Annotated in this window: 6 protein-coding genes; 2 read left to right on the top strand and 4 right to left on the bottom strand. The window is 42.3% G+C overall.

Going from position 1 to position 16,906, the window contains the following annotated elements:
• Positions 1-43: 43 nt before the first annotated feature.
• Positions 44-5,491, top strand: a complete 5,448-nt coding sequence (locus tag RMY63_RS30620; protein WP_322732322.1) for an AAA family ATPase — start codon at positions 44-46, stop codon at positions 5,489-5,491.
• 75 nt (positions 5,492-5,566) lie between these two features.
• Complete coding sequence (locus RMY63_RS30615) at positions 5,567-11,410, top strand: AAA family ATPase (protein ID WP_322732321.1); 5,844 nt, start codon at positions 5,567-5,569, stop codon at positions 11,408-11,410.
• Positions 11,411-11,691: 281 nt separating this feature from the next.
• Here the strand turns inward: RMY63_RS30615 and RMY63_RS30610 are convergent, their stop codons facing one another.
• Genes RMY63_RS30610 through RMY63_RS30595 form a run of 4 tightly spaced genes read right to left on the bottom strand, consistent with a single transcriptional unit; the run spans position 11,692 to position 16,874 of the window.
• Positions 11,692-14,268, bottom strand: coding sequence for a polynucleotide kinase-phosphatase (locus RMY63_RS30610; protein ID WP_322732338.1), 2,577 nt, complete (start codon positions 14,266-14,268; stop codon positions 11,692-11,694).
• A 5-nt stretch (positions 14,269-14,273) separates the two neighbouring features.
• A complete protein-coding gene (locus RMY63_RS30605) occupies positions 14,274-15,035 on the bottom strand; it encodes a tRNA(His) guanylyltransferase Thg1 family protein (RefSeq protein WP_322732320.1) in 762 nt (253 codons plus the stop codon).
• Positions 15,025-15,474 (bottom strand): ATP-binding protein, encoded by a 450-nt coding sequence (locus RMY63_RS30600; protein ID WP_322732319.1) that lies wholly within the window; start codon positions 15,472-15,474, stop codon positions 15,025-15,027. The genes RMY63_RS30605 and RMY63_RS30600 overlap by 11 nt, the downstream gene beginning before the upstream one ends.
• 11 nt (positions 15,475-15,485) lie before the next feature.
• A complete protein-coding gene (locus RMY63_RS30595) occupies positions 15,486-16,874 on the bottom strand; it encodes a 3' terminal RNA ribose 2'-O-methyltransferase Hen1 (protein ID WP_322732318.1) in 1,389 nt (462 codons plus the stop codon).
• Positions 16,875-16,906: the final 32 nt, after the last annotated feature.

Below are 16,906 nucleotides of genomic sequence, written 5' to 3'. Positions count from 1 at the left end.
ATATCTGGGAACACTAAATCTGAAGTCTTGAGGATTTAGTGGGATGTTGAATATTTCTGGATACAAGATCAAGGACGAACTCTATAACGGTTCCAGAACTATAGTTTATCGAGCAGTTCGAGAGACTGACTCATTACCCGTAGTCATTAAACTGCTGAAAAATCCTTATCCCAGCTTCCATGAACTAGTACAATTTCGCAATCAGTATACCATTGCTAAAAATCTCAACTCACTGCTAATCGTCCAAACCTATAGCCTAGAAGCCTACCAAAATGGCTATGCGTTAGTCATGGAAGACTTTGGCGGGATTTCTCTCAAAAATTATTTCACCTCTAACCAGACGCGATATATCACATCTCTACAGGAGTTTCTAGAAATTGCGATCGCACTATGCGACACCTTAAATTTACTCTATCACGAGCGCATTATTCATAAAGATATTAAACCCGCCAATATTTTAATTAATCCCGAAACCAAACAAGTTAAATTAATCGACTTTAGTATTGCATCTTTACTACCACGAGAAACGCAAAATATCCAAAATGCCAATGCTCTAGAAGGCACACTTGCCTATCTTTCACCAGAGCAAACTGGACGGATGAATCGGGGGATTGATTACCGCAGTGACTTCTACTCATTAGGTGTCACTTTTTATGAATTACTCACGGGACAATTACCATTTATCTGTGACGATCCGATGGAATTGGTACATTGCCACTTGGCAAAAACTCCTATTCAAATCCATCAAATAAATCCTCATATTCCGTTAATTATATCTGAGATTGTTAGTAAATTAATCACTAAAAATGCTGAAAACCGCTATCAAAGTGCATTAGGAATCAAGCATGATTTAGAAATTTGTCTAAGTCAATTAAAAACCACCGAAAACATTGAATGTTTTATATTAGGAGAGCGAGATATTAGCGATCGCTTTATCATCCCCGAAAAACTCTACGGTCGAGACATGGAGGTTCAAACCCTCCTCCAAGCATTTGAAAAAGTCAGCCTTGGGGCAACGGAAATGATGCTAGTAGCAGGTTTTTCTGGCATTGGAAAAACTGCCGTTGTCAATGAAGTTCATAAACCCATTGTTCGCCAACGTGGTTACTTTATCAAAGGCAAATACGACCAGTTTGGGCGCAATATTCCCTTTAGCGCCTTTGTCCAAGCCTTCCGAGACTTAATCGGGCAATTACTTTCAGAATCAGATGCACAACTACAAACCTGGAAAACTAAGATTCTCGAAGCCGTTGGAGAAAATGGACAAGTCTTAATTGATGTCATTCCATCCCTAAAGTGCATTATCGGCAAACAGCCCCCAGTCACAGAACTATCGGGAACTGCTGCTCAAAATCGCTTCAATCTGCTGATACAGAAATTTGTGCAAATCTTCACAAGCGTTGAACATCCCTTAGTGATATTCTTAGATGACTTACAGTGGGCAGATTCCGCATCGCTGAAATTGCTACAATTGTTGATGTCAGGAGCCGGATATTTATTAATCTTGGCTGCCTATCGGGATAATGAAATATCACCGACTCATCCATTCATCCTGACTGTAGACGAAATCGTTAAAATTGGGGCAGTAGTTAATACCATTACGCTGCAATCGTTAAGTTTAGCGGATATGAATCATCTGGTAGCAGATACGCTAAATTGCAAGTTATCCCTAGCTCAACCCTTAACGGAATTGGTGGTGCAAAAAACGAAAGGAAATCCTTTTTTTGCCACGCAATTTTTGAAAGCATTGTATGAAGATGGACAGATTACTTTTGACTCAAAAACACGATATTGGCAGTGTGATATCGCTCAAGTCAGAGCCTTAGCACTTAGCGATGATGTGATGGAGTTTATGGCACTGCAATTGCAAAAGTTGCCGAACCAGACTCAGAATGTTCTGAAACTAGCGGCTTGTATTGGGGCACAATTTGATTTGAATACGCTGGCGATCGTTTCTGAACAATCATTAGAAGCAACGGCGGCTGATTTATGGAAAGCTTTGCAAGAAGGGTTGATTATTCCGAATACGGAAATCTATAAGTTTTTTATTCAGTCTGATAGTGCATCGGTTTCTGATGCCGCAGCAAATCCGACTTATCGGTTTTTGCACGATCGCATCCAACAAGCTGCTTATTCTCTGATTCCTGATGACCAAAAACAAATTACCCATCTAGAAATCGCTACATTGCTACTTCGCAACAGTAGCGAAACCCAGCGTCAGGAAAGAATTTTTGATATTGTCGGTCATTTTAACTTAGCCGCCGAGTTAATTACCGAGCCTGACGCCCGTTATGAATATGCCACCCTCAACTTACAGGCGGGCAAAGCCGCTAAAGCTGCCGCCGCCTTTGATGCCGCCTTCATGTTTGTGAGCAAGGGCATTGATCGACTACCAGATACAAAATGGCAAGATAACTATCCCTTGACCTTGGCACTGTATGATTTAGGCGCTGGAGTCGCTTACCTATGCAGCCAATTTGAGCAAACAGATCGACTAATTGCCTCGATTTTGCAAAATGCCAGAAATTTACTCGATCAAGTTAGTGCCTACGAGACTAAAATATTGTCTCATATTGCTCAAAACCAGATTCAGGAGGCTGTTTCTATTAGCCTAGATGTACTACAGCAGTTGGGACTTAAACTTCCCAAACAACCCACTAAAATCGATGTCTTGCTGGGATTAGCGAAAACAAAGCTGATCTTGGGTAATAAAAAAACAGCAGAGTTGATCGACTTACCCAAGATGAGCAATCCCAAGGCGCTGGCGATCATGCGAATTTTATCAAGTGCGGCATCTGCGACTTATATCTGCGCTCCACAGTTGATGCCGCTATTCGTCTTTGAACGGATTAATTTATCGGTTCGCTACGGTAATACCGCCCTTTCAGCCGTTGCCTACGCTTGGTATGGAATGATTCTTTGCGGTGTGGTGATGGATATTGAAGCGGGCTATCAGTTTGGGCAATTGGCTTTGCAAGTGTTAGAGCGTTTTAACGCCACTGATTCAAAGGCACAAACCCTCTTCATAAACTGTATCTTAATCAGCCATTGGCGCGAACCTATAAAAGACAACATTCCATTGCTATTAGAGGCTTACCAAACAGGGCTAGAAACAGGAGATGTAGAATATGCAACTTGGGCGGGGGTTATGTATCCTTACAACCAGTATTGTACAGGAAAACAGTTGAGTGACACGGAACAAACAATGCGATCGCTACTATTGGCGATGGCCCGGTTGAACCAGAAAAATGGCTCAATTTACCTACAAATTCATCATCAAGCTACCTTAAATCTTCTGGGTCATACCAACAATCCCAGCATCTTGTCGGGGGAAAGTTATCAAGCTGCCGAAGTAATTCCTATGCAGCAAGCCACCAAAGATCACTTAGGGTTGTTCATGAGCTATGTTCACCAACAATCCTTACATTACTTGTTTGAGGAGTATGCTGAAGCTGTTGAAAAAGCGAAGGTAGCAAAAATTTATCTTCATGCTGGTGTATCATCATTGCAGACAGTCATACATTACTTTTATGAATCTCTGTCGCGGTTGGCTGTTTATCCCCAAGTCTCATCTTCAGAACGTCAGCAACTCCTCAAGCAAGTTAAAGACAATCAGAAAAAACTGAAGAAATGGGCTTTTTACGCCCCAAGCAATTACCAACATAAGTTTCTACTGGTAGAAGCAGAACAACATCGGATACTGAAGAAATATCCAGAGGCGATCGCTCTTTACGATCGCGCCATTCAACTGGCCAAAGAAAATCAATACCTCAACGAAGAGGCACTTAGCAATGAGCTGGCCGCCAAATTTTATCTCGATTGGGGCAAAGAAAAAATCGCTCAAGTCTACATGACCGAAGCCTACTATTGTTACACCCGTTGGGGAGCAAAAGCCAAAGTTATCGATTTAGAAACCCGCTATCCCTTACTGCTCCTAGCAATCCTCCAAACACAGCAACCATCTTTCACACCCACGGAAACGATGATTCCTGTCTTCTCACAGACGATGCAGATTTCTACCTTCAATAATAATAGCCTCTCAGAAGCCCTCGATCTGGCAACTATCCTCAAAGCTTCTCAATCACTGTCGAGTGAAATTGAGTTGGAGAAATTACTCTCAACCCTACTTGAGGTCATACTCAAAAATGCGGGAGCTGATAAATGTGCTCTACTGATGCCTTCAGGCGATGATCGCTGGGTAATTGAGGCATTCTCTCAACTCGAACAACCAGCCATTGTCTTGCCTTCGCGTAACGGTGCGGATGCACTCTCGCTGTCGTGTGAGGATCATCAAACAGTACCTGTTACCCTAATCAATCGGGTCAAAAACACTCTCACTTTGGCTGTGATTGATAATGCACTAGTTGAGCCAACCCTAGCGGCTGATCCCTACATTCTGCGCCACTCACCCAAGAGTATTATCTGTGCGCCAATTCTCAACCAAGGCAAGTTGATTGGCATTTTATACCTAGAAAATAACCTGACAGTGGCAGCGTTTACGAGCGATCGCCTACAAGTTCTCAAACTTCTCACCAGTCAAGCAGCTATCTCCCTAGAAAATGCTCAACTTTATCGCCAATTAGAGGAATACTCCCACATTCTGGAGCAAAAAGTAGAAGAACGCACCCAGGAAATAACCCAAAAGGCTACTCAGCTAGAATCAACACTGGAGAAACTTTACTCGACTCAAGCCCAACTCATTCAATCAGAAAAAATGTCCGGTTTAGGACAGCTAGTTGCTGGAATTGCTCATGAAATTAATAATCCGATTAATTTCATCTATGGCAACTTAAAACCAGCAAGTGAATATGTTGCATCCTTAATTGAATTAAATAATTTATATCAGCAACTTTATCCGCAACCATTGCCAGAGATTGCCGAAAAAATGGCAGATATGGAACTAGAATTTCTTGTTACCGATTTACAAAAGCTCTTATCCTCGATGAGGGTGGGAGCAGATCGCATCTGTCAAATTGTGCTGTCATTGCGAAATTTTTCCCGTTTGGATGAATCAGAAATCAAACCCGTAGACATTCACTCTGGTATTGATAGCACGCTGTTAATTTTGCAGCATCGACTTCAGAATAATAGTAAACATCCCGAGATTGTAGTTATTCAGAAATATGGTCAACTACCTTTAGTTAATTGTTATGCTTCTGCTCTCAATCAGGTGTTTATGAACATTATCAACAATGCCATTGATGCCTTAGAAATATCAGACACAAATCGTCAGCCTACTATTGTAATTCAAACTGAATTAAAAGAATCAAACAAGATATTAATCTCGATTGCAGACAACGGTATCGGCATGATTAAGTCCGTGCAAAATAAGATATTTAATCCATTTTTTACAACGAAATCAGTAGGTAGTGGTACAGGTTTAGGATTATCAACTAGCTATTCGATTGTCGTAGAAAAACATCGGGGTCAGTTAAGCTGCATTTCTACACCAGGAGAGGGAACAGAATTTTTTATTGAAATTCCGGTATAATTTTTGGCGATTTTTCGTAAACAAATTCAGATATCTGGGAATACTAAATCTGGAAGTTTTGAGAATGAGCGCAATATGGTTAGCACTCTTGTGAATATTCCTGGATATCGCATCAATGAAGAACTCTACAATGGTTCCAGAACCCTAGTTTATCAAGGGTATCGAGAAAGCGACTCATTACCTGTAGTGATTAAACTGCTGAAAAATCCTTATCCCAGTTTCAGCGAACTAGTACAGTTTCGTAATCAGTACACCATAGCTAAAAATCTCAACTCACCTCTGATTGTCCAAACCTACAACCTAGAACCCTATCACAATGGTTATGCGCTGGTGATGGAAGACTTTGGGGGGATTTCTCTGAAGGATTGGAGAATCAGGGAAAGGCGACAATCTCTACAGGAGTTTTTAGAAATAGCGATCGCCCTCTGCAACACCTTAGATATACTCTACCACGCTCGGATTATTCATAAAGATGTTAAACCCGCCAATATTCTCATTAATCCCGAAACCAAACAAGTTAAATTAATTGACTTTAGTATTGCATCTTTACTACCACGAGAAACCCAAACACTTGTCAATCCCAATGTTTTAGAAGGGACGCTAGCTTACATTTCCCCAGAACAAACAGGGAGAATGAATCGCTTAATTGACTATCGTACAGATTTTTATTCTTTGGGTGTAACTTTCTACGAATTACTTACAGGAGAGTTACCTTTTGCATCAAATAACACAATGGAGTTGGTGCATTCTCATATTGCCAAAACAGCACCATTAGTACACGAAATTAATTCCGAAATTCCCTCAGTTATCTCAGAAATTGTCAACAAATTAATGGGGAAAAATGCTGAATATAGATATCAGAGTGCGTTGGGACTGAAATTTGACTTAGAGAATTGTTTACAACAGCTAGAAGCAACTGGTGAAATTAAATACTTTGAAATTGCACAGAGAGATTTGTGCGATCGCTTCATCATCCCCGATAAACTTTATGGCAGAGAAACTGAAGTAGAAAGCCTACTCCAAGCCTTTGAGCGAGTCAGCCTTGGTGCAACAGAAATGATGCTCGTCGCAGGTTTCTCTGGTATTGGCAAAACAGCAGTTGTCAACGAAGTGCATAAACCAATCGTCAGACAACGCGGCTATTTTATTAAAGGTAAGTTTGACCAATTTCAACGCAATATTCCCTTTAGCGCATTTGTACAAGCATTTCGGGATTTAATTGGGCAATTGTTAACCGAAAGCGATACTCAAATCCAGCAATGGAAAAGTCAGATATTAGAGACTTTAGGTGAAAATGGGCAGGTAATTCTGGAAGTTATTCCTGAATTAGAAAGAATTATTGGTAAGCAGTCATCAGCCACACAATTATCAGGAAAAGCATTAGAAAATAGATTCAATTTATTATTTAAAAAATTCATTCAAGTCTTTACTCATGCCGAACATCCATTAGTCATATTTTTAGATGATTTGCAATGGGCAGATTCAGGCTCGTTAAAGTTAATCCAACTCTTAATGACTGATACAGGTCATTTATTATTAATAGGCGCGTACCGAGATAACGAAGTCAATGCCGTCCATCCGCTGATGTTGACTTTGGGTGAAATCAGAAAAAACTCAGTCAATATTAACACGATTAATTTAGCACTACTGAATCAAGTACAAGTGAATCAATTAGTTGCTGATACGCTGAAATGTCCAGAAAATTTAGCATGGTCGCTTTCTCAGTTAGTATTTCAGAAAACCCAAGGAAATCCATTTTTTGCTAGCCAGTTTCTCAAAGCATTACATCAAGATGGATTAATTCAATTTAATATCATTGAAGGGGGGTGGCAATGTGATATTGCCCAAATACATCAGCAAGCAGTGACAGATGATGTTGTGGCATTTATGGCTTTTCAATTAGAAAAATTGCCCCAATCAACTAAACATCTCTTGCAATTAGCTGCTTGCATTGGCAATCAGTTTGACTTAAAAACATTAGCGATTATTTCTGAAAATTCTGAAGTCGAGACTGCCACTTGTTTATGGAATGCCTTACAGACAGGTTTAATTACACCCCAAAATGAAGCTTATAAGTTATATTTTGGGGCAGAACAGCAAACTATTACTGTAAAAAATTACGATATTGTTTATAAGTTTTTGCACGATCGCGTCCAACAAGCCGCCTATTCTTTAATTCCCGAAACAGAACGAGCGATCGCTCACTATCAAATTGGGCAATTGCTACTCACGCAAATTTCACCTGAAGCTAGAGAAGAACAGATTTTTACTTTAGTCAATCAGCTAAATTATGGTGTGGCGCTAATTGAAAACCAAGCAAAACGCCATGAATTGGCACAACTCAACCTGCTTGCTTGTCGCAAAGCTAAAGCCGCTACTGCCTATCAAGCAGCTCGTGAATATGTTGAAATTGGACTCAATTTGCTAGGTAGTAATACTTGGCAAACACAGTATGAGATGACTTTGATATTGCACGAACTTGGTGCAGAAATCGCCTCTCTCTGTGGCGACTTTGACCAGATGAATCAGTGGATTGAAGCCGTAATTTGTCATGCCATAACTCCCCTAGAACGAGTCGGCGTTCATATCGTCAAAATTCAGACACTAAGTTCACAAAATCAGTTTTTAGAAGCAATATCTCTGGCTCAATCGATTCTCCAAGAATTCGGAGTTAAGTTTCCTGATTCCCCTAGCTTCGATGATATTCAGCAGGCTATCCAGGAAATTAACGCCTTGATGGCAAATCGATTGATTGCAGAATTTTTCGATCTGCCAGCAATGGTAGACTCCGAAAAGCTAGCCACAATGCAAATCGCAGCAAGTATTCTCCCAGCTTGTCATCTAGTTGGTTCGCCTTTGTACGTGCTAGTAATTGCTCTCCAAGTCAGACTATCGCTTGAGTATGGCAATAGCCCCACTTCTGCCTTCAGCTATAGCATGTATGGCGCTACAATCGTCACCCTTTTACAAGATATAACGGCTACTCAGTGGGGGCGTTTAGCTTATCGTCTAGCTTCCCAAGCAGATGCTAAATATATTCGTCCGGCAACTTTTGCAGTCGTTGGCTTATCTTCACACCATTACACATCTCATTTACAGGAGACTTTACCTATCTTTCAAGCCGGCTATGAAGCTGCATTAGAAACAGGCAACTTAGAATATGTCGGATACAATGCACATGGATTTTGTTTGAGTTCCTACTGTTGCGGTCAACCCTTAGCAGAATTAGTACTCCAAATCGACGCTTATCATCAGCAATTGCTCGATTTCAAGCAATTAGCCGTTGCTAATTATTGTGCGATTTATTGGGAAACAACGTTGTTTTTACTAGGCAATCCAGAACAGAAACAACTATTATTTGAACAGTCTGCCTATGAGAAAGAACTAGTTGCTCAGGCGTTGGCAACTAACAATTTGATGCAACTATTTACGTTCTATATATGTAGGGCAATAGTAAAATTTCTCATGGGAGATATTGATTTGGCCAACGCCGATGTTGTTCGAGCCAGAAAATATATAGCAGGAGGAGCAGGAGCAATTATCCAAGTAGTAGATTTTTATGACTCCCTGATTGCCTTAGCGACTGTGGCTGAGTCGGAAACTGAGTTGGCAGGGCAACAACAGCGAGTCCAAGAGAATCAAGCTAAATTACAATTTTGGGCGCACCATGCGCCGATGAATTATCAGCATAAACTTGATTTGGTAGAAGCGGAAAAATGTCGAGTGTTAGGACACAAAGTCGCAGCCGTTGAGTTTTATGACAAGGCGATCGCTCTTGCTAAAGCTAACGAATACATTCAAGAAGAAGCACTTGCTAACGAACTAGCGGCAAAGTTCTACTTAGATTGGGGCAAACAGCGCATAGCTGCGGAATATATGACAAACGCCTACTATGCCTATGCTCGTTGGGGTGCTAAAGCCAAAGTCGCTGATTTAGAAAAACGCTATCCCCAATTACTTGCCCCCATATTACAGCAAATCCGTTCTCCCTTCTCAACTAACGAAACCATCTTTGCCTTGAGTAGTGTTACATCCACCAGTTCCCCCACATCCAGCAGTAGTAGTGTCTCAGATATCCTAGATTTACAAGCTATTCTCAAAGCTTCTCAAACTATTTCCGGTGAAATCGAACTCGAAAAACTGCTTTCATCGTTGCTTTCTCTGGTGATCGAAAATGCCGGGGCTGATAAATGTGTGTTAATGCTGTTGCGAGACGATTCGCTACGCGACACCAAAGGTGAACGCTTGCTAATTAAAGGGTCAATTACCGCAGGGACACAGCCAATCGTGTTGCAAAGGATTCCTGTTGAGGAAAGTCAAGATATTCCCCACAAACTAATTTACAAAGTCAAGCACAACAATCAAACTGTTGTCCTGCTGGATGCGACAGCAGATCCAATTTTAGCCAACGACCCGTATATTGTGCGTCAACAACCCAAGAGTATCTTGTGTAGCCCAATTTTGCATCAAGGCAAATTTATAGGCATTTTATATCTCGAAAATAATTTAGCAACCGGGGTGTTTACTAGCGATCGCGTCGAACTTCTCAACCTACTTTGCACCCAAGCGGCAATTTCCCTAGAAAATGCCCGACTGTACGAGCGCTCGCAAAACTATGCCCAACAGCTAGAGCGATCGCTTGATGAGTTAAATACTACTCAGTCTCGCTTCTACAATCTTGTAGACAACGTTCCTGGCGTGGTTTATCAGTTTCGCATCGCTGCTGATGGCACTATGACAATGCCATACATCAGTGCCGATTGTTACAATCTGTACGAGATCACAGCCGAGCAAGCGATGGCCAACGTGCAGCTGATCCTAGAGAGAATACATTCAGAGGATGCGGCGGGTTATCAGCAATCGATTGTAGAGTCGATGCAAACACTAAACCCTTGGCGCTGGGAAGGGCGAATTGTCACGCTATCGGGAATCATCAAGTGGATGCATGGAGAAGCCCGTATCGTCCAACAAGCAGATGGATCGCTAGTTTGGGATGGAGTATTGTTGGATATTAGCGAACGCAAAATCGCTGAACTTGTCTTACAGCAAAAATCAGATGAATTAGAACAGGCTCTTACCCTGCTACAAAACGCCCAATTACAAATCGTCCAAAGCGAAAAAATGTCTGCACTCGGTAACTTAGTTGCTGGTGTAGCTCATGAAATGAATAATCCTTTGGGTTTTATTGCTGCTAGCCTCAAACAAGCTAAACCCACGATTGCTGATATTAGCGAACACCTGAAACTCTACCGAGAAAGCTTTACCAATCCCGGTGAAGAAATCACAGAACACGCCGAAGAAATTGACTTGGAATATAGCTTGTCAGACTTACCGAAAATAATTGATTCCATGACGATAGCGTGCGATCGCCTGAAAAATATCAGCACCAGTCTCCGCACTTTCTCTCGCGCTGACAAAGATTACAAAGTACCATTTAACATCCACGAAGGCATTGATAGCACGATTTTAATTCTCAAACATCGTCTCAAAGCTAACCCTGAGCGTCCAGCCATTGAAGTGATAACTGAGTATGGCAATTTGCCTCAGATTGAATGTTTTCCTGGACAATTAAATCAGGTATTTATGAATATTCTGGCAAATGCTATTGATGCGCTGGATGAATCAAATACAGGACGGAGTTTTGAGAAAATTCAGATTAATCCTAACCAGATAAAAATTAAAACATCAAAAGAAAACGAAGGTGTAAAAATTACCATCACTGACAATGGTAAGGGAATGACTGAAGAGGTAAAACAAAAGATATTTGACCACTTATTTACTACCAAAGGTGTCGGTAAAGGTACTGGCTTAGGATTAGCGATCGCTCGTCAAATTGTCGAAGAAACTCACAGTGGAAAATTGAGTTGTAACTCAGTTATAAGTAAAGGTACAGAATTTATCATTGCAATTCCAGTATAGTTTTTAGCTTTTTTTGGTTTGGATTTTCTTAGTAAGCTGTTACGCATTTAATTTGTATATTTAATCGTGAGAGTTGTCATTGGTCATTGGTCATTGGTCATTTGTATTTCAAAGGACAGATGACCAATTGACCAAATAATTACTTAATTCGTAATTCGTAATTACTTGGTGTGACTTCAAAATTTAAATAGGACTTACGCACAAGTTACGGAATAACGAACCACAGAGGCGCAGAGGACACAGAGAAATCAGAGTTTGAGAGATATTTTGCGTAAGTCCTATTAAAGTCGTGGATCGACAGGTTCGCTTTCCAATGCCAGAATACCGAAAACACATTCATGCACGCGGCGCAGAGGGGTATGGGCGACAAAGCGCTCTAATGCTTCAACACCCAAAGCAAACTCACGCATAGCCAGAGAACGCTTATGAGATAAGCCTCGTTGGCGCAGACGTTGCAGATTCTCTGGGATTGAATATTCAGGGCCATAGATAATCCGCAGATATTCTTGTCCGCGACATTTCATCGCAGGCTGAACAATGCTGCGATTACCTCGAACGATAAAGTCCATAGGCTTGACAACCATACCTTCACCCCCGACTTTGGTAAGTTTTTCCCACCAATAAATCCCCTCTGCTTGACTGCTGGGGTCAGTCAAATCTATTACTTTATAGGCAGTAGCTAGGAGCAAGGCAGGGTCTTGTTGGCAGATTTTGGCAATTTGCTCTATATGCCAGCGATGGTCTTTATCGATATGGACGGCTCCTTCTGTTGCCAGGATGTGAAAAGGGGCTAACCTTAATCCAGAAATATCAGTGACAGACCAGCAGTATTGGCGGTAGGCAGTAACGTATTGATCTGCCATATCTGCACGTTGTTGGTAATGACTAAGTTGGGTGCTGATATCTACACCGCGATCGCTTGCTTGTTGTAAACAGCTAACAGCATCATTAAGGGCAAGGCGTGATGCTATTCCAACAGGTGCATACTGTTCTCTTAGCAGCCCCTGTGCTTTGGCTGACCACGGCATCAATTCACAGTCTAGACATACCCAGTCGGTTTGAAATTCTGACCAAAAACCGCTCTGAGAGAGGGCAATATTCACCCGTGCCAAAAATTCTGTCTCTAATGCTGAATCATCGAAAAACCTCCGTCCCGTGCGTGTATAGCAGATGCCGATGCCCTCATTTATTACACCAAATCGTTTCTCGGCAGCTGCCAAATCTCGGCAAATAATCACAACCGCCCGCGAACCCATGTGTTTTTCTTCACATACAACTTGTGTAACTCCCGCATTTTGGTAGTAGGCAAAAGCTTCGGCTGGATGTTCCAAAAATCCCGGCAATAGGGATGTTCCTACGGGGGACATCGTGGGAGGTAAATAAATCAGCCATTTGGGATTGGTGGCAAAACGGCTCATCACTTCTAAAGCAGCGATCGCATTTTCTTCCCGAATGGTAATGTTGGACTGAAGTCTGGTGTTAATGATCCGCTTACCCACAACATCCTCAATGTACAAAACATCATCCAATTCCTGTTGAGATGTGCGTGTTGCAGTGTTTTGTAGCAAAGGTTTCACAGGTTCACAGTAGACGCAAGCAGCAGGAATGCTCACCAGTTCCTTTTCTGGATAGCGGAGGGCAGTAAGTTTGCCGCCAAAGACGCAGCCTGTATCTATATCAATAGTGTTATTCAGCCATTCGGCCTCTGGCACAGGGGTATGTCCGTAGACCACCATCGCTTCACCCCGATACTCACCTGCCCAGTTGTAGCGGACGGGTAAGCCAAATTCATCAATCTCGCCAGTGCTTTCGCCGTAAAGAGCAAACTCACGCACAGCACCAGACCCTCGTCCTTGCATTTCCTGTTTCATCCCAGCGTGAGCCACGACTAACCGCCCATCATCTAAGAGGTAATGACTGATTAAGGAATCGAGAAACTTTTGCAGTTCTTTAGTGAAAGGTTCGCGCACCTCGTCGGGTAAAGCCTCAATCTCAGTCAGGGTTTGCTCTAACCCGTGATTAACGCGGACATTTTTACCGCGTAGTTTCCGCAATAGTTTGTTTTCATGATTACCAGGAACACAAAAAGCTGTACCTGCGGCAACCATGTTTCGTACTAGCTTAACTGTATCCAGGATACGCGGCCCTCTGTCCACTAAATCACCAAGAAACACAGCTTTGCGTCCTTCGGGATGGTGGTAGGTTGGGTAGTCCCAAGATGGAGCAGAGGGAGATGAGGAGATTTGATAGCCTAGCTGTTGAAGTAATATTTCGAGTTCATCACAACAGCCGTGAATGTCACCAATGATATCAAAGGGGCCGTGTTCGTGCTTCAGGTTGTTCCACAAAGGTTGGCGTTCGATTTCAATGGATTCAATTGCTTCTAAAGAGTTGAGAGTGTAGACATAGCGAAAGCCTTCCTTTTCTAAACCCCGCAGAGAACGCCGCAACATTTGACTATGACGACGTACTACATGGGGGCCAAATTGGCGGTCGCTTCTTTGTTGGTTACGTTCGTGGCATAATTCTTCTGGGAGGTCGAGGACGATGGCGATCGCAAAGCAGTGATACTGCCGTGCCATTTGCAATAAGGGTTTGCGGTCTTCCATCTGCACGTTGGTAGCATCAATTACTGTTAGTTTACCTGCTGCTAGCCGCTTGTCAGCAATGAAGCGTAGCACTTCAAAGGCATCTTTAGTCGCAGATTGGCTATTTTCCTCATTTGACACCAACCCCCGACAAAAGTCGGAAGACAGCACCTCAAAAGGTTGAAAGTGCTTATGAGCAAAAGTCGATTTACCGGAACCAGAAGCACCGATGAGGACAATTAAGGATAGTTCAGGAATAGTGATTTTCATATTCATTAATCTGCACTCAAAAGCTTGGCAATAAATTTGCTGTATTCATCCTTCATTGGCAAGTCCAAATCTCGCCTGACGCGTCGCCGTAGTGCTGGGACAGTTTCACCGATAATCGGGTTAAATCCCTGCTTTTGGTATTCTTCCCAATACAACCCCACACCTCGTTTTTGCCAATTCGGGAGATGATTAAAATTAATTCCATGCTGGAATAATAGTTCGTTTTTATTGGCAACAGACAACCCTTTCATCATGCTGGTTGCTTCAGTTACACTTTTGCCATCTCGACGCAGACACCAGTAACAATGAGCATTGAGAGCATTTCTGTGGGCATCCTCACTGCGCCAACGAAAATAATTTACAACTTCTTCTATATTAGGAAGCTGCGAAATGCGACAGTCAAAGCAGCCAATATCACCTAATAGTAAAGAAAATTTGGCGCTGGCTTCACCTGCTAAAACCGAATTGAGTTTTCTTAATTTCCGGTTGAAAGTGTTTTCTTGTTGAGCAAACAGTAGAGAAATTTCATCACTTTGGGTATAACCATAAGTGATATCTAACCCACAATTGAGCAAATGTTCGACAGTTGCAAGCATCAAGTCTCGAAAGCGAGTATCGTAGGGAGCCTCAAATTGATGCACTTCTTTTGTCAGGCGAGTAAAGCTACGTCCATCTAATCTTGCAACTATGTAAAGTCCAGGTAGCACACAATAATCGTGGGCTGTCTCAAACACCCGCATTTTGCTATCAAGCTCATCAAATTTCACGATTCCATTCCTCAACAACGAATGAATTATTTAAGTCATTTTTAACTGAGTAAAGTGCATCAAATTCTTCGCTCCAACTCGGTAAATCCAGCTTTTTATACGTTGCTAACAGTCCAACCAAAGGCACGATTTCTTCAGGAGGTCTCTGGCTATTTCGTTGCTTGCAGTCTTCCAGTTGAGATTGAAAGTAGTAACCCACAACCCGGAAACCTTTCGCTTTAGCTGGAGTAATATAGCGTTTTCTTTCCTCCACAGTTGGGTTAGTATTGTCCACAACGAAGCGCTGTTTAGTTTCTAAACAAGCTTGAAGAAAAATTTGCTCTCGATGACGGGTTTTGAGCATATCAAGATTAATGCGGATGTGAGTATTAAAGAAGCGATCGCGATAAAAAGTAGACTTACCTGCTCCCTGGATTCCTACAAAAATAATTGCTTCCATGATTGATGAAATTAAGAGTTATGGCTAAACACCGCCATTTGTGTGGGTGAACCGACTTCTGGATCTTCCGTCCCTATAGGTTGAAATTCTACAGTGTAGCCAAAGCCTGCTGCTACTTGGTTTGCCCAATTTTGAAACTGCGATCGCGTCCATTCAAAGCGGTGGTCTTGATGTCGCAGTTTTCCCGCCGGGAGGTTCTCAAATTTGATATTGTATTCAATATTGGGCGTTGTCACCACCACCATTTTGGGTTGGGCAAACTCGAACAAAACTCGCTCAAATGCTTTCAGTCGCGGCAAATCAAGATGCTCAATCACCTCGATCACCGTGGCAGCATCGTAACCACTAAAGCGTTTATCCTGGTAAGTGAGTGCGCCTTGGATCAGTTGTACGCGTTCCCACTGGTTGCGCGGCAGGTGCAGACGGTCTAATCTTTCTTGGGCAACTTCTAGCGCCCTGTAGGAAACATCAACACCTGTAATTTGGGCAAAAAAGCCGTCTTTGAGAAGTATTTTCAGCAGATTGCCTTGACCACAGCCTAAATCAATCACCCGCTTTGCATTGCTTTGTTTTAGAGCCGCAATCACCGCATCCAAGCGCTGCTGATTCAGACTAATCGGCTTTTCTACCGCCGCTTCTTCTTTGGCATGACTTTCTTCAACGCTATCGAGATCGGTATTGTCTGATTCTACTAGTTGAGCTAAGGCTAGACGAGTTAAACGTTGCTGTCGCTTCAGGTAACGTCTGGTAATTTGTTCTCGCGCTGGATGGGTAGTTAACCAGCCTTCACCATGCCGTAGTAACTTTTCGATTTCTTCATCGCCTACCCAGTAATGCTTATCGTCATCCAACACCGGAATTAGGACGTAGAGATGACTTAACAAATCACTCAAAGGTAAAGTGTGCTGAAGTTCGACGCTAAAGTATTTGCTCTGTCCCCAATCGGGGAATTTCTCATCTAAAGTATGACCTGCGGCACTGACACTATAACCCAACGGCTCAAACAATTGCCGCAGAAACTCTTCACCACCGCGACAAGGTAAAACTGACAGTTTTGCTACCAAAGGAATAGGAGTTTGTGCTAATTCTGGTAAATCTTTGCAGCGACCTCCTAAAGCCGTGCTAAACACCTGAGCGATCGCTACACTCAAAAAAGAAGAAGCAACATAAGGGCGATCGCTGACATATTGTTCTAGCCTTGCACCGCGTCCCCGCACCAACTTTACAGGATCGACATCCAACAACAATGCGGCTGTACATCGCTCTATACTAGCTTCTGGGTAGAAAATGTATGCCTTTCCAAAACTAAGGGCAAAAGACTGACAACGGTCTGGGTGTTTATGCAACAAATAGCCTAACTCCGTTGCTGGGGAGTGTGTTGTTGTGATTGTCAGCAGCATTTATTCACTTTTACAAAAATTTAGAGCAAAGA

Origin of the sequence: Nostoc sp. ChiQUE01b, from assembly GCF_034531255.1 — a bacterium.
In the GTDB taxonomy this organism is placed as follows: Bacteria; Cyanobacteriota; Cyanobacteriia; order Cyanobacteriales; family Nostocaceae; genus Nostoc.
The sequence above is the reverse complement of the archived record's forward strand: the minus strand, read 5'-3'. Positions and strand labels throughout refer to the sequence as shown.